Source organism: Amycolatopsis mongoliensis, from assembly GCF_030285665.1.
Taxonomy (GTDB): domain Bacteria; phylum Actinomycetota; class Actinomycetes; order Mycobacteriales; family Pseudonocardiaceae; genus Amycolatopsis; species Amycolatopsis mongoliensis.
Genome location: NZ_CP127295.1, coordinates 1,587,721 through 1,608,030, shown reverse-complemented (window position 1 = coordinate 1,608,030; position 20,310 = coordinate 1,587,721). Strand labels below are relative to the sequence as shown.

General features: G+C 71.7%; 21 protein-coding genes. 14 read left to right on the top strand and 7 right to left on the bottom strand.

The genetic code is table 11. The features are described 5' to 3' along the window. Nucleotides 1-161: 161 nt before the first annotated feature. Nucleotides 162-455 carry a co-chaperone GroES gene (gene groES / locus QRX60_RS07545; RefSeq protein WP_004559922.1) on the top strand — a complete coding sequence of 98 codons (294 nt, stop codon included), beginning with the start codon at nt 162-164 and terminating at the stop codon, nt 453-455. A 97-nt stretch (nt 456-552) separates the two neighbouring features. After that, nucleotides 553-2,166: a chaperonin GroEL gene (gene groL / locus QRX60_RS07540; protein ID WP_286000079.1), complete on the top strand. Its 1,614-nt coding sequence runs from the start codon at nt 553-555 to the stop codon at nt 2,164-2,166. A gap of 114 nt (nt 2,167-2,280) precedes the next feature. On the opposite strand, the gene QRX60_RS07535 is transcribed toward groL, so the two are convergent. Continuing rightward, nucleotides 2,281-2,583: a WhiB family transcriptional regulator gene (locus QRX60_RS07535; protein ID WP_043792619.1), complete on the bottom strand. Its 303-nt coding sequence runs from the start codon at nt 2,581-2,583 to the stop codon at nt 2,281-2,283. 209 nt (nt 2,584-2,792) lie between these two features. Here QRX60_RS07535 and QRX60_RS07530 point away from each other — a divergent pair, with 209 nt between their 5' ends. The 5 genes from QRX60_RS07530 (at nt 2,793) to QRX60_RS07510 (ending at nt 7,287) form a co-directional block, all read left to right on the top strand. After that, nucleotides 2,793-3,737, top strand: coding sequence for a MerR family transcriptional regulator (locus QRX60_RS07530; RefSeq protein ID WP_286000078.1), 945 nt, complete (start codon nt 2,793-2,795; stop codon nt 3,735-3,737). 64 nt (nt 3,738-3,801) lie between these two features. Then, nucleotides 3,802-4,659, top strand: coding sequence for a hypothetical protein (locus QRX60_RS07525; RefSeq protein ID WP_286000077.1), 858 nt, complete (start codon nt 3,802-3,804; stop codon nt 4,657-4,659). Nucleotides 4,660-4,790: 131 nt separating this feature from the next. Further along, nucleotides 4,791-5,387 (top strand): response regulator transcription factor, encoded by a 597-nt coding sequence (locus QRX60_RS07520; protein ID WP_003073605.1) that lies wholly within the window; start codon nt 4,791-4,793, stop codon nt 5,385-5,387. Between the two features lie 394 nt (nt 5,388-5,781). Further along, nucleotides 5,782-6,354, top strand: coding sequence for a sigma-70 family RNA polymerase sigma factor (locus QRX60_RS07515; RefSeq protein ID WP_026468912.1), 573 nt, complete (start codon nt 5,782-5,784; stop codon nt 6,352-6,354). Next, nucleotides 6,355-7,287: an anti-sigma-D factor RsdA gene (locus tag QRX60_RS07510; RefSeq protein ID WP_286000076.1), complete on the top strand. Its 933-nt coding sequence runs from the start codon at nt 6,355-6,357 to the stop codon at nt 7,285-7,287. 60 nt (nt 7,288-7,347) lie between these two features. Here the strand turns inward: QRX60_RS07510 and QRX60_RS07505 are convergent, their stop codons facing one another. After that, on the bottom strand, nt 7,348-7,743 hold the full coding sequence (locus QRX60_RS07505) for a DUF5319 domain-containing protein (protein ID WP_286003524.1): 396 nt from the start codon (nt 7,741-7,743) through the stop codon (nt 7,348-7,350). A 129-nt stretch (nt 7,744-7,872) separates the two neighbouring features. Between QRX60_RS07505 and guaB the strand changes: the two genes are divergently transcribed. From guaB to QRX60_RS07490, 3 genes are all read left to right on the top strand, one after another. After that, nucleotides 7,873-9,384 carry an IMP dehydrogenase gene (gene guaB / locus QRX60_RS07500; protein ID WP_286000075.1) on the top strand — a complete coding sequence of 504 codons (1,512 nt, stop codon included), beginning with the start codon at nt 7,873-7,875 and terminating at the stop codon, nt 9,382-9,384. A gap of 186 nt (nt 9,385-9,570) precedes the next feature. Next, nucleotides 9,571-10,098 carry a hypothetical protein gene (locus tag QRX60_RS07495; protein ID WP_286000074.1) on the top strand — a complete coding sequence of 176 codons (528 nt, stop codon included), beginning with the start codon at nt 9,571-9,573 and terminating at the stop codon, nt 10,096-10,098. Nucleotides 10,099-10,302: 204 nt separating this feature from the next. Then, nucleotides 10,303-11,436 carry a GuaB3 family IMP dehydrogenase-related protein gene (locus QRX60_RS07490; RefSeq protein WP_286000073.1) on the top strand — a complete coding sequence of 378 codons (1,134 nt, stop codon included), beginning with the start codon at nt 10,303-10,305 and terminating at the stop codon, nt 11,434-11,436. On the opposite strand, the gene QRX60_RS07485 is transcribed toward QRX60_RS07490, so the two are convergent. Next, nucleotides 11,420-11,620, bottom strand: coding sequence for a DUF397 domain-containing protein (locus QRX60_RS07485; RefSeq protein ID WP_286000072.1), 201 nt, complete (start codon nt 11,618-11,620; stop codon nt 11,420-11,422). The two genes, QRX60_RS07490 and QRX60_RS07485, sit on opposite strands and share 17 nt — an antisense overlap. A 164-nt stretch (nt 11,621-11,784) precedes the next feature. Here QRX60_RS07485 and QRX60_RS07480 point away from each other — a divergent pair, with 164 nt between their 5' ends. The 3 genes from QRX60_RS07480 to QRX60_RS07470 all read left to right on the top strand — a co-directional run bounded on the left by QRX60_RS07480 (nt 11,785) and on the right by QRX60_RS07470 (nt 15,846). Then, nucleotides 11,785-13,491, top strand: coding sequence for a GMC family oxidoreductase (locus QRX60_RS07480; protein ID WP_286000071.1), 1,707 nt, complete (start codon nt 11,785-11,787; stop codon nt 13,489-13,491). Between the two features lie 10 nt (nt 13,492-13,501). Then, nucleotides 13,502-14,212: a maleylpyruvate isomerase family mycothiol-dependent enzyme gene (locus tag QRX60_RS07475; protein WP_286000070.1), complete on the top strand. Its 711-nt coding sequence runs from the start codon at nt 13,502-13,504 to the stop codon at nt 14,210-14,212. 119 nt (nt 14,213-14,331) lie between these two features. Continuing rightward, nucleotides 14,332-15,846 carry an FAD-binding oxidoreductase gene (locus QRX60_RS07470; RefSeq protein ID WP_286000069.1) on the top strand — a complete coding sequence of 505 codons (1,515 nt, stop codon included), beginning with the start codon at nt 14,332-14,334 and terminating at the stop codon, nt 15,844-15,846. Here QRX60_RS07470 and QRX60_RS07465 read toward each other — a convergent pair. Continuing rightward, nucleotides 15,843-17,288 carry an aldehyde dehydrogenase family protein gene (locus QRX60_RS07465; RefSeq protein WP_286000068.1) on the bottom strand — a complete coding sequence of 482 codons (1,446 nt, stop codon included), beginning with the start codon at nt 17,286-17,288 and terminating at the stop codon, nt 15,843-15,845. The genes QRX60_RS07470 and QRX60_RS07465 overlap by 4 nt on opposite strands. A gap of 55 nt (nt 17,289-17,343) precedes the next feature. After that, nucleotides 17,344-18,378, bottom strand: coding sequence for a zinc-dependent alcohol dehydrogenase family protein (locus QRX60_RS07460; RefSeq protein ID WP_286000067.1), 1,035 nt, complete (start codon nt 18,376-18,378; stop codon nt 17,344-17,346). A 74-nt stretch (nt 18,379-18,452) separates the two neighbouring features. On the opposite strand from QRX60_RS07460, the gene QRX60_RS07455 reads away from it, so the two are divergent. Continuing rightward, nucleotides 18,453-19,061 (top strand): rhomboid family intramembrane serine protease, encoded by a 609-nt coding sequence (locus QRX60_RS07455; protein ID WP_286000066.1) that lies wholly within the window; start codon nt 18,453-18,455, stop codon nt 19,059-19,061. A 31-nt stretch (nt 19,062-19,092) separates the two neighbouring features. Here QRX60_RS07455 and QRX60_RS07450 read toward each other — a convergent pair whose 3' ends face one another. Further along, complete coding sequence (locus tag QRX60_RS07450) at nt 19,093-19,563, bottom strand: hypothetical protein (RefSeq protein ID WP_286000065.1); 471 nt, start codon at nt 19,561-19,563, stop codon at nt 19,093-19,095. 98 nt (nt 19,564-19,661) lie between these two features. Further along, a complete protein-coding gene (locus QRX60_RS07445) occupies nt 19,662-20,207 on the bottom strand; it encodes a DinB family protein (protein ID WP_286000064.1) in 546 nt (181 codons plus the stop codon). Nucleotides 20,208-20,310 lie beyond the last annotated feature (103 nt).

Here is a 20,310-nt window from a genome sequence, read left to right as displayed (position 1 = left end):
AGGGACGTGAACCTTCGGGTGGACCCTGGTTGCACGGCTGGCACTCCCGTGGCTAGAGTGCTAATCGCACGGCCCGACAGCCCCGGCACCCGCGACGGCGGGGGTGGTAGAGCCGTAACCACATCCTGCCAACGCTTTCGACGACCGTGGAGGTCAACCCGGTGAGCGTGAACATCAAGCCGCTCGAGGACAAGATCGTTGTCCAGACGAGCGAGGCCGAGGAGACGACCGCTTCCGGCCTCGTCATCCCCGACACCGCCAAGGAGAAGCCCCAGGAGGGCAAGGTTCTGGCCGTGGGCCCGGGCCGGATCGACGACAAGGGCAACCGCGTCCCGCTGGACGTGAACGTCGGCGACGTCGTCATCTACTCCAAGTACGGCGGCACCGAGGTCAAGTACAACGGTGAGGACTACCTCATCCTGTCCGCCCGCGACGTGCTGGCCGTCATCAACTGACGTCCGCTCGCAGCGCATGACGCCCCGGGCCCCGCACAAGCCGGGGAGCGGGGCGTTCTTGCGTTCTGGACCCACCGAAAGGTAAGCGGAACACGCTATGCCCAAGCAGATCAGTTTCGACGAGGACGCTCGTCGCGCGCTCGAGCGCGGGGTGAACAAGCTCGCCGACGCGGTCAAGGTCACCCTCGGCCCGCGCGGTCGCCACGTCGTGCTCGACAAGAAGTTCGGCGGCCCGACCATCACCCTCGACGGCGTGACCGTCGCCCGGGAGATCGAGCTCGACGACCCCTTCGAGAACCTCGGTGCCCAGCTCGCCAAGAGCGTCGCCACCAAGACCAACGACGTCGCCGGTGACGGCACCACGACCGCGACCGTGCTCGCGCAGTCGCTGGTGAAGGTCGGCCTGCGCAACGTCGCGGCCGGCGCCAACCCGACCTCGATCGGCCGCGGCATCGAGGCCGCCGCGGAGAAGGTCATCGAGGTCCTCAAGGCCAAGGCCACCCCGGTCAAGGGCCGCGAGAACATCGCCCAGGTCGGCACCGTCACCTCGCGTGACGCCAACATCGGCGCCCTGCTCGGTGAAGCCGTCGAGAAGGTCGGCGAAGACGGCGTCATCACCATCGAGGAGTCGTCGACCCTGGCGACCGAGCTGGTGATCACCGAGGGTGTCCAGTTCGACAAGGGCTTCCTCTCGGCGCACTTCGCGACCAACCCGGAAGAGCAGAAGGCGATCCTCGAGGACGCCTACATCCTGCTCGTCCGCGAGAAGGTCTCGTCGCTGGCCGAGCTGCTGCCGGTGCTCGAGAAGGTCGTCGAGGCCAAGAAGCCGCTGCTCATCATCGCCGAGGACGTCGACGGCGAAGCGCTGTCCACCCTCGTGGTGAACTCGCTGCGCAAGACGATCACCGCGGTCGCGGTCAAGGCGCCGTTCTTCGGTGACCGCCGCAAGGCGTTCCTGGACGACCTCGCGATCGTCACCGGCGGCGAGGTCATCTCCGCGGAGATCGGCCGCAAGCTGGCCGACGTCGACCTCGGCGCGCTGGGCAAGGCCCGCCGGATCGTCGTCACCAAGGACGACACCACGATCGTCGACGGCGCCGGCACGAAGGACGCCATCGCCGGCCGGGTCGCGCAGATCCGCAAGGAGATCGAGACGACCGACTCCGACTGGGACCGCGAGAAGCTGCAGGAGCGGCTCGCGAAGCTCGGCGGCGGCGTCGCGGTCATCAAGGTCGGCGCGGCCACCGAGACCGAGCTGAACGAGCGCAAGCACCGCATCGAGGACGCCGTGGCTTCGACCAAGGCGGCCGTCGAGGAGGGCATCCTGCCCGGTGGCGGTTCCGCGCTGGTGCACGCGGTCAAGGAGCTCGACGGCGGCCTCGGCCTCGAAGGTGACGAGGCCACCGGCGTCAAGATCGTGCGCGACGCGCTGTCCGCCCCGCTGTTCTGGATCGCGACCAACGCGGGCCACGAGGGCGCGGTCATCGTCAACAAGGTGCGCGAGCAGAGCTGGGGGCAGGGCTTCAACGCCGCCACCGGCGAGCTCACCGACCTGCTGGCCGCCGGCATCGTCGACCCGGTCAAGGTGACCCGGTCCGCGGTGGCGAACGCCGCCTCCATCGCCCGGCTGGTGCTGACCACGGAGTCCTCCGTGGTCGAGAAGCCGGTCGAGGAGGAGCCCGCCGCGGCGGGCCACGGCCACTCGCACTGACGCGTTTTCCCACGAAGCGGGGCGGCATCCCTCAAGGGGTGCCGCCCCGTTCCGCGTCCGAAAGCACGGAGGGCGGCACCCCACCCGGTGCCGCCCTCCGATGTCTGTGGCCGCTCAGCCGCCGGACATGCTGAGCGCGCGTTTGTCGGACTTGATGAGGTGCTCGCGTTCGGACTCCGAAAGCCCGCCCCAGATCCCGTAGGGCTCGTGCACCGCCAGTGCGTGACTGCGGCACATCTCCAGGACGGGGCAGCTCAGGCAGACCGCCTTAGCCCTGGCCTCCCGCCGTGCCCGCGCCGGGCCGCGCTCGCCGTCCGGGTGAAAGAAGGACGCGCTGTCCATCCCCCGGCACGACCCTTCGAGCTGCCAGTCCCACATGTCGGCGTTGGGTCCTGGGAGCCTGCGCGTGTCTGCCATCCTGACCGCCTCCGTCAATCGGTCGATGCCGCTAGCTGCTCTGCTGTGGTGCCGATACTCCATTCGGTGCAACGGCGGTAACGTTAGAAGCGCGCCAATAGTTGTTCAAGCGATTCGGTTCGATTCAGCCGTTAGGCATCCCCCGGATGTGTGAGCAGGGGTTTCGCCTCCGGTTGCCGACTCCGCTGAGTGCCTGGATATTGAGCCTCGTGGGAGCTGGGTCGGGCACCGAAGAACCCACCCTGCCGGTGGCCTCGGTCGCCCGCCGGCTCGGGGTCGCCCCGTCCACCCTCCGAACCTGGGACCGCCGCTACGGGCTCGGCCCCAGCCGGCACACCGACGGCCGGCACCGCCGCTACGGCAGCTCCGACATCGGCCGGCTCGAACTGATGCAGCGCGCGTTGCTGAGCGGCGCGTCGACGGCCGAGGCCGCGCGCTACGCCCTCGAGCAGATGCCGCGGTCGGGCCCGCCCCAGCCGGAGGAGCCCGAGGAACCGCCCGGGGCCGGTGTCGCCGACGACGGCCTCGAGGTCCGCTCCCGCCTGGCCCGCCGCCTGAGCACGGCGGCGCTCGCGATGGACGTCGGCGCGGTCCAGCGCATGCTCGCGGACACGATCGGCGAGCTCGGCGTGCTCCCGGCGTGGGCCGGCGTGATCGAGCCGGTGCTGTCGGCGCTGGGCGCCCGCTGGCGCGGCGCGAGTGCGGGCGCGGAGGTCGAGTACCTGCTGGCGGAGTGCGTGTTCGCGGCGCTGGTCCGCGCGACCCCGGTGCTCGACGAGCCGCGCAACACGCGCCCGGTGCTGCTGGGGTGCGTCCCGGAGGAGCGCGACTCGATGCCGATGTACGCGCTGGCGGCCTCGCTGGCCGGCCGGCGGATCGGGGCCCAGCTGTTCGGGGTGCCGCTGCCGGCGGAGGTCTTGGCGGTGGCGGTGCGCCGGAGCGCGCCGGCGGCCGTCGTGCTGTGGGCGCACCGGCGCGGGGTGGCGGACACGCGGTTGTTCGCGCGGGTCTCGCGAGGGCGGCAGCGGAGCCGGCTGTTCGCGTGCGGGCCGGGGTGGGACCCGGCGGGGTTGCCGGACAAGGTGGAGCTGCTGACCGACCTGCCGGGAGCCGCGGACCGGATCGAGCACGTCCTGGTCGGCGGGCGCCGCTGAGCCGATCCCGCGCGCCGCCGGGTTCGATCATGATTCTGTCGGTGGGACCCGCTAGAAAGGACGGGTGCACGAACCCGCCCTCCGGGCCGCCGCGTTCGGGAGCGACCCGCTGCCCGATCCCGCCGTCACGCGCGGCGCCGGCACCCCCAGGGCGCGGCTGCTCGCTGCGATCGTCCTCGGCGCCCAGGGGCGCTACGCCGCCGCCGCGGCTCTCCTGGAGGTTCTCAGGGCCGGGACCGACCCACTCCTCGCTTCCCTGGCCGCCAGCACCCTCGCCGCGCACCGGCGGCAGCTGGGAGGTCACCGCGAAGCTCGGGCCCTCGACGGCGAGGCCTTCGCGAAGGCGGCCCACCTCGACGGCGGCGATCCCGACCCCGACGGCCTCGACGCCGCAGGCGCCAGGGCCGACGCCCTCCTCGGCCTGGCCGCCGACAACCTCGCCCTCGGGCGGCTCCGGGCCGCCCGCAGGCTCGCGGCCCGGGCCGGCGAGGAGGACGCTCGGTGGCGAACCCGCGTCCGCGGCGGCTGGGTCGGCGCCGAGATCGAGCTCGCCGCAGGTCAGGGCGCCGCCGCCGTCCCGCACGCCGAGCGCGCATTCGAAACGGCCCGGGCGCGCGGTGCGCGGCGGCACGCGGTGAAATCCGGGATCGTGCTGGCCGTGGCCCTGCGGGCCGCCGGGGCTCCCGATCACCGGGAGATTTCGGACGCTCTTGTCGGAAACGCAATGGCGACGGCCGAGAAATGCGAACTGCTTTCACTTTTGTGGCCGGCTGCCCTCGTCATGGCCGATCTGCGCCCAGGACACGCCGAGGAGTATCGATTCAGAGTGGCAGAGGTGTTGCACGCAGTGTTACGAAGCGCAGATCCTTGCGGGAGGAGGATCGCGGGCGAATCACCATGGGTCCCCGTCCCGGGTGGTTGAGCCGTCGGAATGGGGTGTTCCGGCATCCGGGCTAAGAAACTTCAAAAAAAGCCACCGGATCGTGTCAAGGTTCGGGCTAAAGCGTCCGATAGGGGAAGTGGAATGTCACCCGGCTGCAGGAAGGAAACCCCGTGACGACGGTCTTGATCTGCGACGACCGACGCAGTGTCCGTGAAGGGCTCACCCGAGTGATGTCCGCGGTCCCTGGGGTCAGTCGCATCGACTGCGTAGCGCACGGTGACGAGCTGCTGGCCCGGTACTCCCGTCAGCCCGTCGATGTCGTGCTGGTCGGAACGCAACGCGCGGTTCCGACAGGTGTCGAAGCCACTCGACGGCTCGTCTCCGCGAACCCCCAGGCGAACGTCATCGTCTTCGGCGCCCCGGACGACGCGGGCAGCATCGCCGCCGCGATCGCCGGCGGTGCCCGTGGCTACCTCCGCTGGGACGCGTCCCGGCCGGAGCTGGTCGCCGCACTGGCGCACACCCTGGCGAGCACCTCGGTGCCCGCGCCCCGTCAGCCGTCCGACCCGGGCGTCCAGCTGACCGAGCGCGAGCTTCAGGTGCTCCGTGGGATGAGCCAGGGCAAGAGCAACGGCCAGATCGGCCGCGAGCTGTACCTGTCCGAGGACACGGTCAAGACCCACGCCCGGCGGCTGTTCCGCAAGCTCGGCGTGCGCGACCGCGCGCAGGCCGTGGCGCACGGCTTCCGTCGCGGCCTGGTCAGCTGACCCGTCCCCGCGGCTTCTCCTCGATCCTGACACGGCCGGAATACAGGTGACGACGGGCCAGGGCGCACCGCCCTGGCCCGTACCTGTGTGGTCCCCATCACACTCCGGCGCCCTCCTGGGCAGCCCCCGGGGCGGACCCCCGCCCCGGCACCCGTCCCTCCGACGGATCTCGTACCCGTGACGCCGTTCGCTCGTTGAATCGGCGATGTCGACCACGGGTCTGCACGATAATCCGTATTTTCTCGCCGCCGGACGGTGCGGCGCGCCGGGGAACACCGCGCGCGCCGGTCCGAAGCGGGCCGAAGGTACGGTAGCGGTCACCGGCGTGCGGTGGAGGCGACCACGGGCCGGGTTCTTTGCACACCTACGCGTAACACTGGGACTGTTGTCTGCGATGGCCAATGTGGGGGATGGACTGGATGAACCGGTCGCCGCTGCTGTCGAGGGAGATCCCCAGGCGGTGGAGCGGCTGCTGGCTGCTATCCGTCCACTGGTAGTGCGGTATTGCCGCGCTCGGGTTGGCAGGCAGGAGCGATCGTTCGCTTCGGCGGACGACGTTGCGCAGGAGGTGTGTCTCGCGGTGCTAACGGCATTGCCCTCGTACCGCGATCAAGGCCGTCCGTTCCTGGCCTTCGTCTACGGGATCGCCCAGCACAAGGTGGCCGACGCGCACCGCGCCGCGGCGCGCAACCGGGCCGAACCGGTGGCCGAGATCCCCGACGAGGTCGAGGGCGGGGTCGGGCCCGAGCAGCGGGCGCTGCAAGGTGAGCTGAACGAGCGGATGTCCCAGTTGTTGCAGGTGCTGCCGGACAAGCAGCGGGAGATCGTGGTGCTGAGGGTGGTCGTCGGACTGTCGGCGGAAGAGACCGCGGACGCCGTGGGGTCGACCCCCGGCGCCGTCCGCGTCGCCCAGCACCGCGCCCTCGCGCGGCTGAGAAAGGTCCTGGCCGCGGAGGAGGTGATCTGAGTGACCGGTCACGAGAAGGGTTACGAGCCGGACGACGTCTTCGGTAGTGGATTGTCGTCGTCGGAGGCGGAGTTCGCCGCCGACCTGTCGGCGGTCCAAGCGGACGACGCGCTGCTCGACGCTCTCGGTGGATCCGACCCGGCGCTGGCCGACGGTCTCGGCGACCAGGAGCTCAACGCGTTGCTGGTGGCGTGGCGAAGAGACATCGACAGTGAGCCACTGGCCGAGCTGGTCGACGTCGACACCGCCGTGCGGACCGTCACCACCGCGAGTCTCGCGAAACAACACGCTTCGAGCGGACGCCGCCGCAGGCTGCTCGTCCCGGTCGCCGTCGCCGCCGCCGTGCTGGCGATCGCGTTCACCGGCACCGGGCTGGCCGCGCGCTCCGCACAACCCGGCGACACCCTGTGGGGCCTGGCGAAGGTCCTGTACTCCGATCACACCCGCTCGGTCGAGGCCGCCGCGAACGCGAAGCTCGACCTCGAGAAGGCGAACCTGGCCATCGCCGGCGGCAACCTCGACGCCGCTCGCGAAGCCCTCGACGCCGCCCAGGCCGCCCTGTCGCAGGTCAGCGACGAGGACAACCGTGACCAGTTGATGGAGCAGCACCGGCAGCTCGCCGCGCAGCTGAAGAACCCGGACGCGCCGGTCCAGGGCCCGACCCAGACCACTTCGCCGCAGGTCCCGCCCGGAGCCTCGTCGACGCAGGTGCCGCCGGCCGGCTCGGCGACGTCCATCCCGGGCAGCGGCAGCGGCACCACCAGCCTGCCGGGCACCGGCACGCCGACCCCGACGCCCCCGCCGACCACCACGCCGCCCCCGCCGACCACCGAGCCGCCGCCGACCAGCACGGCCGCGAGCGGCAACGACCCCGGCACGAACACGGGACGCAGCGAGTCCGCCGGTCAGCAGAGCGTCGGCGCCGGCCAGTAGGAGCACCCCAAGACGCGAAAAAGCCCTGGTGAGCAAGCTCACCAGGGCTTTTTCCTGCGATCAGTACGCGCTTTCGTTGGCCGTCACGCCGTCGGCGAAGCCCCGGCAGTAGTCCCAGCTCACGTAGTCGCCGGGGTTCGGGTCGTAGGCCGGCTCGTGCGGGCGCATCCGTCCGTCGGCCAGCAGCTGCTCCAGGCTGGCCCGCAGCAGGTGCCAGTCGTGGTAGTGCGGTTCGTCGCACTCGCCGCAGTCGACGACGATCCCGCGGACTCCGCGGGGCTCGAGGAGCGCCTGGTAAACGGCCAGATCCGAGAGGTCGGCCAGCAGTTCGGTGCGTTCGGAGTCGCTGATCGGCTCGTCCAGCCGTTCCTCGGGGTCCCCGAATGCGCGAGCCGGGTCGTCCGGGTCGTCCGCGAACGGGTCTGGAGGCAATACATCATGCGCCACGGCCTGCACGGTACCGGGCGGTCGCGGCGGCTCGCCCACCGCCCGGGGCGGGGCCATGCGGCGGATATCATGAGGGGAAGGCTCCGAGTCGCCACAGCGACCCCGCTCATCCCGCGCCAGGAAGGCCCTTCACCCGCTATGACCAGCGACGGCATCACCGCCCCCGTTCCGGCCAAGTTCGCCATGCTCGGCCTGACCTTCGACGACGTGCTGCTGCTGCCGGCCGAATCGGACGTCGTGCCCAGCGCGGTGGACACCAGCTCCCGGCTGACCCGGAACATCACCCTCGGCATCCCGCTGGTCTCGGCCGCGATGGACACCGTCACCGAGGCCCGGATGGCGATCGCCATGGCGCGTCAGGGCGGCATCGGCGTGCTCCAGCGCAACCTGCCGATCGACGAGCAGGCCGCCGCCGTCGAGGTCGTCAAGCGGTCGGAGGCCGGCATGGTCACCGACCCGGTCACCTGCGCACCGGACGCGACGCTGGCCGAGGTCGACGCGCTGTGCGCGAAGTTCCGCATCTCCGGCGTGCCGGTGACCGACGCGTCCGGGGCGCTGGTGGGCATCATCACCAACCGCGACATGCGGTTCGAGGTCGACCACAGCCGCCCGGTGTCCGAGGTCATGACGAAGGCGCCGCTGGTCACCGCGCAGGTCGGCGTCTCCGCGGACGCCGCGCTCGGCCTCCTTCGCCGGCACAAGATCGAGAAGCTCCCGATCGTCGACGGCGCGGGCAAGCTGCGCGGGCTGATCACGGTCAAGGACTTCGTGAAGACCGAGCAGTACCCGAAGGCGACGAAGGATCCGGACGGCCGCCTGATCGTCGGCGCCGCGGTCGGCGTCGGCCCGGACGGCCACAAGCGCGCGATGGCGCTGGCCGACGCGGGCGTCGACGTCCTGATGGTCGACACCGCGCACGGGCACTCCCGCGCGGTCGTCGACACCGTCTCGCTGCTGAAGAAGGAGCTCGGCGACGCGGTCGACATCGTCGGCGGCAACGTCGCGACCCGGGCGGGCGCGCAGGCGCTGGTCGACGCGGGCGCGGACGGGGTCAAGGTCGGCGTCGGCCCGGGCTCCATCTGCACCACCCGGATCGTCGCGGGCGTCGGCGTCCCGCAGATCTCCGCGATCTACGAGGCCGACCAGGCGTGCCGCCCGGCGGGCGTCCCGGTGATCGGCGACGGCGGCATCCAGTACTCCGGCGACATCGCCAAGGCGATCGCGTCCGGCGCGTCCACGGTGATGCTCGGCAGCCTGCTGGCCGGCACCGCCGAGTCGCCCGGCGACCTGATCCTGGTCAACGGCAAGCAGTTCAAGGTCTACCGCGGCATGGGCTCGCTCGGCGCGATGCAGTCGCGTGGCCAGGCGAAGTCGTACTCGAAGGACCGCTACGCCCAGGACGACGTGCTGAGCGAGGACAAGCTGGTCCCCGAGGGCATCGAGGGCCGGATCCCGTTCCGCGGGCCGCTGGCCAACGTCGTGCACCAGCTCGTCGGCGGCCTGCGCTCGGGCATGGGCTACGCCGGCGCGAACACGATCGCCGAGCTGCAGGAGGCCCAGCTGGTCCGGATCACCGCGGCCGGCCTCAAGGAGAGCCACCCGCACGACATCACGATGACTGTCGAGGCCCCCAACTACACGACGCGTTAGTCCGGGGTGTCCGTCGAGGCCCTCACTGTGCCATGACGCGATAGGCCCTTCGGCTACCGGAAGCAGTGGAACACGCACCTCGGACCGGTCCGAAGTGCGGGTTTCCCGCTGAGTCACCGTGACCCACAGTGCTTACGGTAATCGGCCTATCGCCTTGCGTGGCCACTTTAGTGTGCACTGAACGGCATGACGGTCAGCCGCTTCACGCGCGTGCTGCGCAAGGTGTTCTTCACGGCCGTCGCGCTCGTGTCCCTGTTCCTCGGCGGGATCGTCTGCCTGATGTGCCAGGTGCTGGCCGGCCGGGACGCGCCCACCTACCGCGTCGAAGGGCACATCGTGTCCCACGAGCAGGGAGCGCTCCCGGTCGGTGGTGACGAAGACGCGGTGAGCCACACCATCGCGGTCGACGCGGGGAACCGGCTCTACCGCGTCACCGCCGTCGGCCCCGACCTCGATCTGCCCGCCGGGCAGCCGGTCGCGCTCGACGTCTCGACGGCGGACGGCAGCATCGCCTACCTCCGCGCCGGCGGCGGCGTGATCGACCTGCGGCCGGGCGTGGTGCGGCCGGTGCTGCTGATCTGCGCGGCCCTGCTCGCCCTGGGCGCGGTCTACTTCGGCGCGGTCCGGCTGAACGTCTACCCACCGGTGGCGACCTGGCTGGCACTGGCCCTGGGTGCCCTGCTCGCGCCGGTCGTCGTGTTCGTGCGGGTGTGACCCCGGCTCGACATCTCGCGGGGGTACCGAGGTCGGGATCGAGATCTCGGCCGTCGGGCGGGAGGTCCAGGCCGTGCAGGTCTGCCGCCGCCGGGGTGGCACGGACGCCGGGGAAAGCGCTGTTCCAACCCCCGTGCGCGGGTCACCCACGCGGACTAGCGACAATGGGGCACGGCAGATTGTCGTCGTCGGAGGAGGCTTCACGTGCGGGACCTGGTCGAGATCGGGATGGGCCGCACCGCGCGGCGGGCTTATGACCTCGACGACGTCGAGATCGTGCCGTCGCGGCGGACCCGGTCGTCTTCGGTGGTGTCCACCTCCTGGCAGATCGACGCTTACCGCTTCGACCTGCCGCTCGTCACGCACCCGACCGACGCGATCGTCTCGCCCGGCACCGCGGTCGCCGTCGGCGAGCTGGGTGGCCTGGGCGTGCTCAACGCCGAAGGGCTCTGGGCGCGGCACGCGAACGTCGAGGACGCCATCTTCCAGCTGGTCCGCGCGGCCGAGGACCTCGAGGACCCGACCGCGGTCGGGCGGGTGCTGCAGGAGCTGCACGCCGCGCCGATCCGGCTCGACCTGCTGACCGAGGCGATCAAGACGGTCCGCGAGTCCGGCGTCACGGTCGCGGCGCGGGTCAGCCCGCAGCACGCCGCCGAGCTGACCCCGGACCTGATCTCGGCCGGCGTCGAGATCCTCGTCGTGCAGGGCACGATCATCTCCGCCGAGCACGTGGTGCGCGACGCCGAGCCGCTGAACCTCAAGGACTTCATCGGCCGCCTCGACGTGCCGGTGATCGCCGGCGGCGTCAGCGACTACCGCACGGCGATGCACCTCATGCGCACCGGGGCGGCGGGTGTCATCGTCGGTCACGGCTACACGCCCGGCGTGACCAGCACCGACCGCGTCCTCGGCATCGGCGTCCCGATGGCCACCGCGATCATCGACGCCGCGGCCGCCCGCCGCGACTACCTCGACGAGACCGGCGGCCGCTACGTGCACGTGCTCGCCGACGGAGGCATGACGGTGTCGGGCGACATCGCGAAGGCCATCGCGTGCGGCGCGGACGCCGTCATGCTGGGCTCCCCGCTGGCCGCCGCGTCGGACGCGCCCGGCCAGGGCCTGTACTGGACGGCGGCGGCCGCGCACCCGTCGCTGCCGCGCTCGCGCGTGGCCGCGGGGCCGGACTACGCCGTCGACCTCAAGACCCTGCTGTTCGGGCCGTCGTCCGACGCGGAAGGCGTGGTGAACCTCTTCGGAGCGCTCCGCCGCGCGATGGCGAAGACGGGCTACTCGGACCTCAAGGAGTTCCAGCGGGTGGGGCTCACCGTCCGCCGGTGACGTACGCGAGGAACGCTCCGAAGGCGATTTCGGAGTAGACGAGCACCGGGCGGGCGGCGAGCGCCGCCTGCTTGGTGTCCCGCACCCCGACGATGCCCGGAGCGGTGCCGATCTCGACGCAGGCGTTCTCCTCGAAGTGGCTGTGGCTCGACTTGTGCCAACCGGTGAGCTGCTGGGGGCCCATTTTGGTCCCTCCCGGAAATCGTGTCCCGCCGAACGGTGAATCGCCGACGTGAACATCGAGCAACTAGATGAATACCCACTGAAGCCACCAGGGATGCGCCTGAACGGTGACTGGTCAGTAACTTACCTCTGGTCAGGACGGGAAGCCCGGGTTACGCTCAAGGTGTGACTGCCAGTAACACCACCAGTGCGGGTGGCCCCGACTACGACGTCGTCGTGGTGGGGTCGGGGTTCGGCGGCAGCGTGGCGGCGCTGCGGCTCACGGAGAAGGGCTACCGGGTAGCCGTCGTCGAGGCGGGACGAAGGTTCGCCGACGACGAGTTCGCGAAGACGTCGTGGGACTTCAAGCGCTACCTCTGGGCGCCGCAGGTCGGCTGCTACGGGATCCAGCGCATCCACATGCTCAACGACGTCATGGTCCTGGCCGGCGCCGGCGTCGGCGGTGGGTCGCTGGTCTACGCGAACACGCTGTACCGGCCGCTCAAGCCGTTCTACGCCGACCGGCAGTGGTCGCACATCACCGACTGGGAAGCCGAGCTCGCGCCGCACTACGACCAGGCGAGCCGGATGCTCGGCGTGGTCACGAACCCGACGATCACGCCCTCGGACGTCGTGATGCGCGACGTCGCGAAGGACATGGGCGTCGCCGAGTCGTTCCACCCGACGCCGGTCGGCGTCTACTTCGGCAAGCCGGGGGAGCGGGCCGCGGACCCGTTCTTCGGGGGCGCCGGGCCCGCGCGCACCGGCTGCACCGAGTGCGGCGCGTGCATGACCGGCTGCCGCGTCGGCGCGAAGAACACGCTGGTCAAGAACTACCTCTACCTCGCGGAGCAGGACGGCGCGCAGGTCATCCCGCTGACGACGGTGACGTCCGTGCGGCCGGTCGACGGCGGCTACGAGGTCGACCTGAAGAAGACCGGGACGACGTCGAAGCGCTTCCGGACCACGATCACCGCCGAGAAGGTCGTCTTCGCCGCCGGCACGTGGGGCACGCAGAACCTGCTGCACAAGCTGAAGGACACCGGCACGCTGCCGAAGCTGTCCCGCCGGCTCGGCGAGCTGACCCGGACGAACTCCGAGGCGATCATCGGCGCGGCCCGCACCGAGGTCGACGAGAGCCGGAACTTCAGCCGCGGCGTCGCGATCACGTCGTCGATCCACCCGGACGAGAACACCCACATCGAGCCGGTGCGGTACGGCAAGGGCAGCAACGCGATGAGCCTGCTGCAGACGATCGCGACCGACGGTGCCTCGCCGGTGCCCCGCTGGCGGCAGGCCGTCACGTTCATGTTCAAGCACCCGGTCCAGGCGGCGAAGCTGCTCAACGGCTACCGCTGGAGCGAGCGCACGGTGATCCTGCTGGTGATGCAGAGCCTCGACAACTCGATCACGACGTACACCAAGCGCGGTCTGTTCGGGCGCCGCAAGTACACGTCGAAGCAGGGCCACGGCGAGCCGAACCCGAGCTTCATCCCGGCCGGCCACGAGGCGAACGAGCGCACGGCGGACCGCATCGGCGGCATCGCGGGCGGCACGTGGGGTGAGATCTTCGACATCCCGCTGACCGCCCACTTCATCGGCGGCGTCCCGATCGGCGCGACGGCCGAGGAGGGGGTCATCGACCCGTACCACCGGGTGTTCGGCTACCCGGGTCTGTCGGTGGTCGACGGCGCGGCGATCTCGGCCAACCTCGGCGTGAACCCGTCGCTGACGATCACGGCCCAGGCCGAGCGGGCGTTCTCGCTCTGGCCGAACAAGGGCGAGGCGGATCTGCGGCCCGCGCAGGAGTCGCCGTACGTCCGGCTGGAGCCGGTGGCACCGAAGAACCCCGCGGTCCCGGCGGACGCCCCGGCGGCACTGCGGCGGTCCTAGACTCGGGGCCGTGACGACGGCATCCGAGAAGGCGCACGCGCTGCTCGACGGGGTACGGAAGCTCGACGACGAATGGACGCGGGCCATCGGTGGCCTCGGCGAACCCGAACTGCGCGCGCCCAGTGCGCTGCCCGGGTGGTCGCGCGCCCACGTCCTGGCGCACGTCGCCCGGAACGCCGACGGGCTGCGCAACCTCCTGATCTGGGCGAACACCGGCACCGAGACGCCGATGTACGCCAGCCCCGAGGCCCGCGAAACCGACATCGAGGCCGGGGCCCAGCGCGGGGCCGCCGACATCCTCGCCGACTTCGTCGCTTCGGCGGCGCGCTTCGAGGAGTACGCCGCCGGCCTGCCGGACGACGCCTGGGCGCGGGAGGCCCGCAACCGGCAGGGCGCGCCCGTCAGCGGGGCCGTCGTCGCGCGGATGCGGGTGTCGGAGCTGACCATCCACCTCGCCGACCTCGACCGGGGCTACGACCTCGACCGCGTCCTGGGCCTGCTCGGCCCGCTCGCCGAGGACGTCGTCCAGCACGCGATCACCTCCCGGAGTGCGCACCTCCCCGCACTTCGCCTGGTGGCCGGCGACTTCGCGTGGACGATGGGCGCCGCCCCGGGCGCCACGGTCACCGGCACGAGCGGGCAGCTCCTGGCCTGGCTGAGCGGGCGCTCCGACGGCGAGAGCCTCGACGGCGACGTGCCGCGGATCCCGGCCTGGTCGTGAACTGACCACGACCGTCCTCCGTGTACCGATCAGGGGCGCGGACACCCCCGGTCCGGCCCTAAACTGGGCCTCCCCGGCAGCGAGGAGTCCGATGTGGACAGCGTGAGCAGGCCGGCCCGGTGACCGGGCGACCCGGCGGACAGCCGCACGTCCACGACCACCTGGACCGAAGGACGTTCCTCCGCGTCGCGGGCGTCTCGGCGGCCGGCGCCGTCGCCGCCGCCTGCGGGCCGGGCGGTCCCACGACGCCCGCCGCTTCGACGAGCGAGCCGCCGCCGACCACGTCCTCGCCGTCGGTCTCCCGGCCGCCCACCGGACCGCCGAACTGGGACGACCTGCGCGCCAAGCTGGCCGGCGGCCTGGTGCGCCCGGGCGGCGACGGCTACGCCACCGCCAAGCGCGCCTTCAACCCGCTCTTCGACGGCAACAACCCGATCGCCGTGGCCACGGCGAAGAGCGCCCAGGACGTGCAGACCTGCGTCCAGGGTGCCGCGGGGCGGGTGACGCTCGCCGCGCGCAGCGGCGGCCACTGCTACGCCGGCTACTCGGTCCCCGAGAGCGGGCTCGTCGTCGACGTGTCCGCGCTGAACAAAGTGGACGTCCAGGGCACCCAGGCCGTGATCGGCGCCGGCGCGAAGCTGAAGGACGTCTACGCCGGGCTGGCGCAAGCCGGGCGTGCGTTGCCCGCGGGCTCCTGCCCGACGGTCGGGATCGCCGGGCTGACCCTCGGCGGCGGCATCGGCGTGCTCGCCCGCAAGTACGGCCTGACGTGTGACCACCTGAGCTCCGCGCAGGTCGTCACGGCCGACGGCAAGCTGGTGACGGCGTCCGCGAGCTCCGAGCCGGACCTGTTCTGGGCACTGCGCGGCGGGGGCGGCGGCAACTTCGGCATCGTCACCGAGTTCACCTTCGACACCGATCCGGCGCCGAACCTGACGGTGTTCTCGCTGCACTTCCCGGCCGGTTCCGCGGCCGGCGTGCTCGGTGCGTGGCAGCAGTGGATCGCCGCGATGCCGCCGGAGCTGTGGGCGAACATCGTGCTCTCCGGGGGCTCGCCGGTCCAGTGCCGCGTCGGCGGCTGCTACGTCGGGCCGCCCTCCGGGCTGAACACGCTGCTGAACAACCTCACCGCCAACGCCGGCGCGCGGCCGACCCAGCGCACGGTGAAGGCCCTCGACTACCTCGGCGCGATGAACTACTTCTCCGGCAGTTCGGCCCGGCAGTCGTTCGTCGCGTCGTCGCGGATCATCACGAGCCCGGTCGACCCGGCGAAGGTCGTCGCCCTCGCCGACGGCCGGGCGGGGATGGACCTGCTCATCGACGGCCTCGGCGGGAAGGTCGGCGAGCCGGCGAAGGACGCGACAGCGTTCTGGCACCGCGACGCGCTGGCCAGCGTGCAGATCTACGCGCCCGCGACGGCGAAGACCCGGGCGAAGGTCGCGGATTCGGTCGCCGACGTCGTCGCGGGGCTCGCGGCGGCCGGCGCGGGCGGCGGGTACGTCAACTACATCGACCCGGCCCTGCCCGACTGGAAGGCCGCCTACTACGGCGACAACGCCAAGCGGCTGCAGGACGTCGCGAAGAAGTACGACCCCTACAACGTCTTCCGGTTCGGGCAGGCCGTCGTCGCCTAGAGGTCGATGCCGGTGAAGACCGTGACGCGCTCTTCGGTCAGGTCGTGCATGGCGGCCAGCACGCCTTCGCGGCCGACGCCGGAGCCCTTGACGCCGCCGTAGGGCATCTGGTCGGCGCGGTAGGACGGGACGTCGCCGATGATCACGCCGCCGACCTCCAGCTCCGCCGACGCGTGGAACGCGAGCTGGACGTCGGTGGTGAAGACGCCGGCCTGCAGGCCGTACGCGGATTCGTTGACCGACCGGAAGGCCTCGTCCACACCGTCCACAACGGACACCGCGAGCACCGGGCCGAAGATCTCCTCGGCCCAGGCCTTCGTGTCCGGCGGGACGTCGGTGAGCAGGGTCGGAGCCACGGTCGCGCCGTCGCGGGTGCCGCCGGTGAGCAGCTTCGCGCCCGCCTTCACCGCTTCGTCGACCCAAGCCACGATCCGCTCGGCGGCGGCTTCGTCGACCACCGGGCCGACGTCGGTGTTGCGGTCGTACGGGTCGCCCGTCCGCTGCGATTCGACGGCCTCCACCAGCGCGGGCACGAACTCGTCCGCGACCGCCGAGTCCACGATCACGCGCTGCACGGCGATGCACGACTGCCCCGCCTGGTAGTTGCCGAAGGTGGCGATGCGGTGCGCGGCGCCTTCCGGGTCGGGCCAGTCGCGCAGCACGACGGCCGCCGCGTTGCCGCCGAGCTCCAGCACGACGTGCTTGCGCGGCGCGGCGTCCTTGAGCGACCAGCCGACCGGACCCGAGCCGGTGAACGACACGACGGGCAGCCGCGGGTCGGCGACGAGCGCCTTCGTCTCCTCGTTTCCCAGCGGCAGCACGGAGAACGACCCCTCCGGCAGGTCCGTCTCGGCCAGGATCTCGCCGAGGATCAGCGCCGACAACGGCGTCCGCGGGGCCGGCTTGACGATGATCGGCGCGCCGATCGCGAGCGACGGCGCGACCTTGTGGGCCACCAGGTTGAGCGGGAAGTTGAACGGCGCGATGCCGAGCACCGGCCCCCGTGGCACGCGGCGGGTCAGCGCCAGCCGGGCCTCGCCCGCCGCGTCCGTGTCGAGCCGCTGGACGTCGCCGGTGAACCGGCGGGCCTCCTCGGCGGCGATGCGGAACACCGACACCGCGCGCTTGACCTCGGCCTCGGCCCACTTGAGCGGCTTGCCGTTCTCGGCCGTGATCACCTCGGCGATCTCCTCGGCGCGCCCGGCGAGCACACGCGAGACGTGGTCGAGCGCGCCGGCACGGACGTGCGCGGGGGAGCTGCGGAGCTCCTTGGCGACCGAAACCGCGGCGCTGACCGCGCGCTCGACCTGCTCCGGCCCGGGCACGGCGACCGTGGCGACCTCGCTGCCGTCGTACGGGTGGTGCACGACGAAGGTGGTGGCGCCCGGCTCCGGGCGGCCGGCGATCCAGGCGGGGCGCGGCTCGGGGGTGATCATGTCCATGCGTACCAACGTAATCCGGGGAGGTGTCCAGCCGGGGGACCCCCACCCGGACGGGTCACGGCTTGATGAGCACCTTCAGCACCTCGCGGTCCGCCATGGCGCGGTAGCCGTCCGGCACGCCCTCGACGTCGATGGTCCGGTCGAAGACCCGGCCGGGCCGGTACTTGCCCTCGAGGACGTCCGGCAGCAGCTCCGGGATGTAGTGCCGCGCCGGGGCGACCCCGCCGGTGACGGTGACGTTGCGGCGGAACACGCCCACGCCGATCGGCCCGTCCTCGTACTGCGGCAGGCCGACGCGGCTGACCGCGCCGCCCGCGCGCACGGCCCCGAGCCCCATCTCGAAGGCGCCCTTCGTGCCGACGCACTCGAGGACGGCGTGCGTCCCCCGGCCGTTCGTCAGCTCGCGCACCTTCTCGACACCCTCTTCGCCCCGCTCGGCGACGACGTCGGTCGCGCCGAACTCGCGGCCGAGGTCGGTCCGCGCCCGGTGGCGGCCCATGAGGACGACCCGGTCGGCGCCGAGGCGCTTCGCCGCGAGGACGGCGGAGAGCCCGACGGCCCCATCGCCGATGACGGTGACGTTCTGGCCTTCGCTCACGCGCGCCTTCACCGCGGCGTGGTGGCCGGTGGAGAAGACGTCCGACAGCGTCAGCAGCGACGCGAGCAGGTCGTCGTCCTCGGTGTGCGGGAGCTTGACGAGGGTCCCGTCGGCCTGCGGCACGCGCACGGCCTCGCCCTGGCCGCCGTCGACGTCCTTCGCACCCCAGCCCCCGCCGTGCAGGCAGGACGTCTGGAGGCCTTCGCGGCAGAACTCGCAGGTGTTGTCGGACCAGACGAACGGCGCGACGGCGAGGTCGCCCTTCTTGACGGTCGTGACGTCGGCACCGGTCTCCTCGACGACGCCGAGGAACTCGTGCCCGATCCGGCGCCCGCGCTCACTGGGCTTCATGTCGGCGTACGGCCAGAGGTCACTGCCGCAGATGCAGGACCGCACGACCCGCAGGACGACGTCGGTCGGCTCCCGCAGCTTCGGGTCGGGAACCGTCTCGACCCGGACGTCGCCGGCACCGTAGATCACTGTCGCTCGCATGCAAGGGCCTTTCCTGGGCGGAACGTGACAAACGTCGGGGGTGCGGCGGCGCTGTCGCGCCTAGATTTTCGTCCATGACCACGCGCACCGCATCCCGCAACCCGTTCGGGGCCCTCGCGACCGGGCCGCGGCTCCCGCTCGTCACGGCCTCGGTGTTCCTGGTGACGCTGGCGTGCGGGATCGCGCAGCTGGTCCACCCGCCGCTCTACGACGCGGTCGTCCGCGACGCGGCCCGCATCGACGCCGGCGAGTGGTACCGCCTGGTGACGGGCATGTTCTTCCAGGACGGCTGGACGTTCGGCCTGGTCTCGAACCTGGTCTGGCTGGCCGTGTTCGGCACGCTCGCGGAGCGCGTGTTCGGCCACGCGCGGTGGCTGCTGATCTACTTCGGCTGCGGCCTGTTCGGCCAGTTCATGAGCTACGTCTGGCTCAACCCGGTCGGCGCGGGCAACTCGATGTGCGTGGTGGGCCTGATCGGCGCGCTGGCGGTGGTGGTCACGGTGGCGTCCCGCCGCTACGGCGTGGTGCTGCCGGTGCAGTTCCGGATCATGGCGTTCGCGGCGCCGGTGCTGTCCGTGGCCGACACGGTCGTCCACGACAACCACGGCCTCCCGTGCCTGCTCGGGATGGCGCTCGGCTTCCTGCTCCTGCCGCGCCCGGTCGTGAGTGAGAAACAGGGTTAGAACACTGTTTCTCACTCACGACGGTTGGTTTTCAGTCCGGGTACCGGCCGCCGAGCTGCCGCCAGTGCGCGACCAGGTGCGGCTGCACGGGCAGCGCGAGGATCTCGGCGAGATCCGCTTCGGCTCGGCGAGCCGTTTCCTCGATGCGCTCCCACTCCCGGTCTTCCCACCGGGTGTCCGGGCCGAGCACCCCCACCGGCTGCCCACCCGCGCCGCTGCGCAGTTCGGCCCGGGCCTGGGCGGCGGCGATCCGGTCGCAGCGCAGCTGGTCCGCCCGGCCCAGGTCGTCGGTGTGCCGGGCGTCGAGGACGATCCCGCTGCCCGACCGCACGCCGAGCCGGACGGCGATCCGCAGCAGGTCGTTGCTGAACGCGCGCGTTTCGGCGGGCACCCACGACAGCCGTTCCCAGTCGGGCGGCGGCTGGTCGTCGGCGCGGCAGACCGCGTACCCGGGCACGTCACACCAGGTCACACGGCCGGGCGGGCGGAGTCGGTACAGCATGCGCGAGTCCCCTCGGCGGCGGCGGGCCCCCGGTCGGAGCCGCCCTCGATGCTGGGTGAATCGGGCCGGTGGTGACTCGGTGTTACAAGGATCTTCGGTCAGCGGTTGCGGTAGAGGTCGCGCAGCAGCAGGACCTCGGCGCAGTGGTGGATCATCTCCCGGCTGATGTGCAGCACCAGCGTCGCCATCGACTCCTGCGCGTACGGGCCCTCCGCCGGCCCGCACGGCCGCGCGAGCGCTTCCTCGTCGAGCGACTTCACCCCCTCGATCCACCGGGCGTAGTACTCGTCCAGCAGGGCCAGCGCCTCGGCGGCCGTCCCCGGGTACGGGTAGTCGCCGTACGTCATCGCCGGGCCGCCGAAGTGGGACGCCGAGCGCATGCCCAGCACGCCGACGAGGACGTGGTTGAGCCGCCACGCGATCGTCGTCACCGGCGGCGGTACCGGCTCGGGGTAGGCGAAGTCGATGGTGAACGGGCCCGTGCCGGGTTCGTCGTCGGACTTCCGCGGGCGCACGGTCCAGCAGCCCGCGACCGGCTCCCACAGGTACTCCTCGTCGGTGAGGCCCTCGAGCTTCGGGCGCGTGTGCACCCGCCAGTGGAAGTCGAGCTGTTCGGTCAGTTCCTTCGTCCAGTTCACAGCCATGCTCCGAACCGTAGAACCCCTCGCGGACAGCTGCTGTCCTCGTTCGCAACCGGGGCCGGGACCGGGGTGACCCGGCCCACCTGGGACGATGGAGGGGAATCCC

What these genes read in the sequence shown, in the direction of transcription:
- QRX60_RS07460 (WP_286000067.1), bottom strand. Translation starts at nt 18,378, where the DNA reads ATGCGAGCGACAGTGATCTACGGTGCCGGCGACGTCCGGGTCGAGACG.
- QRX60_RS07445 (WP_286000064.1), bottom strand. Translation starts at nt 20,207, where the DNA reads ATGGCTGTGAACTGGACGAAGGAACTGACCGAACAGCTCGACTTCCAC.
- groL (WP_286000079.1), top strand. Translation starts at nt 553, where the DNA reads ATGCCCAAGCAGATCAGTTTCGACGAGGACGCTCGTCGCGCGCTCGAG.
- QRX60_RS07495 (WP_286000074.1), top strand. Translation starts at nt 9,571, where the DNA reads ATGACGGTCAGCCGCTTCACGCGCGTGCTGCGCAAGGTGTTCTTCACG.
- QRX60_RS07515 (WP_026468912.1), top strand. Translation starts at nt 5,782, where the DNA reads ATGGCCAATGTGGGGGATGGACTGGATGAACCGGTCGCCGCTGCTGTC.
- QRX60_RS07535 (WP_043792619.1), bottom strand. Translation starts at nt 2,583, where the DNA reads ATGGCAGACACGCGCAGGCTCCCAGGACCCAACGCCGACATGTGGGAC.
- QRX60_RS07455 (WP_286000066.1), top strand. Translation starts at nt 18,453, where the DNA reads ATGACCACGCGCACCGCATCCCGCAACCCGTTCGGGGCCCTCGCGACC.
- guaB (WP_286000075.1), top strand. Translation starts at nt 7,873, where the DNA reads ATGACCAGCGACGGCATCACCGCCCCCGTTCCGGCCAAGTTCGCCATG.
- QRX60_RS07485 (WP_286000072.1), bottom strand. Translation starts at nt 11,620, where the DNA reads ATGGGCCCCCAGCAGCTCACCGGTTGGCACAAGTCGAGCCACAGCCAC.
- QRX60_RS07465 (WP_286000068.1), bottom strand. Translation starts at nt 17,288, where the DNA reads ATGGACATGATCACCCCCGAGCCGCGCCCCGCCTGGATCGCCGGCCGC.
- QRX60_RS07450 (WP_286000065.1), bottom strand. Translation starts at nt 19,563, where the DNA reads ATGCTGTACCGACTCCGCCCGCCCGGCCGTGTGACCTGGTGTGACGTG.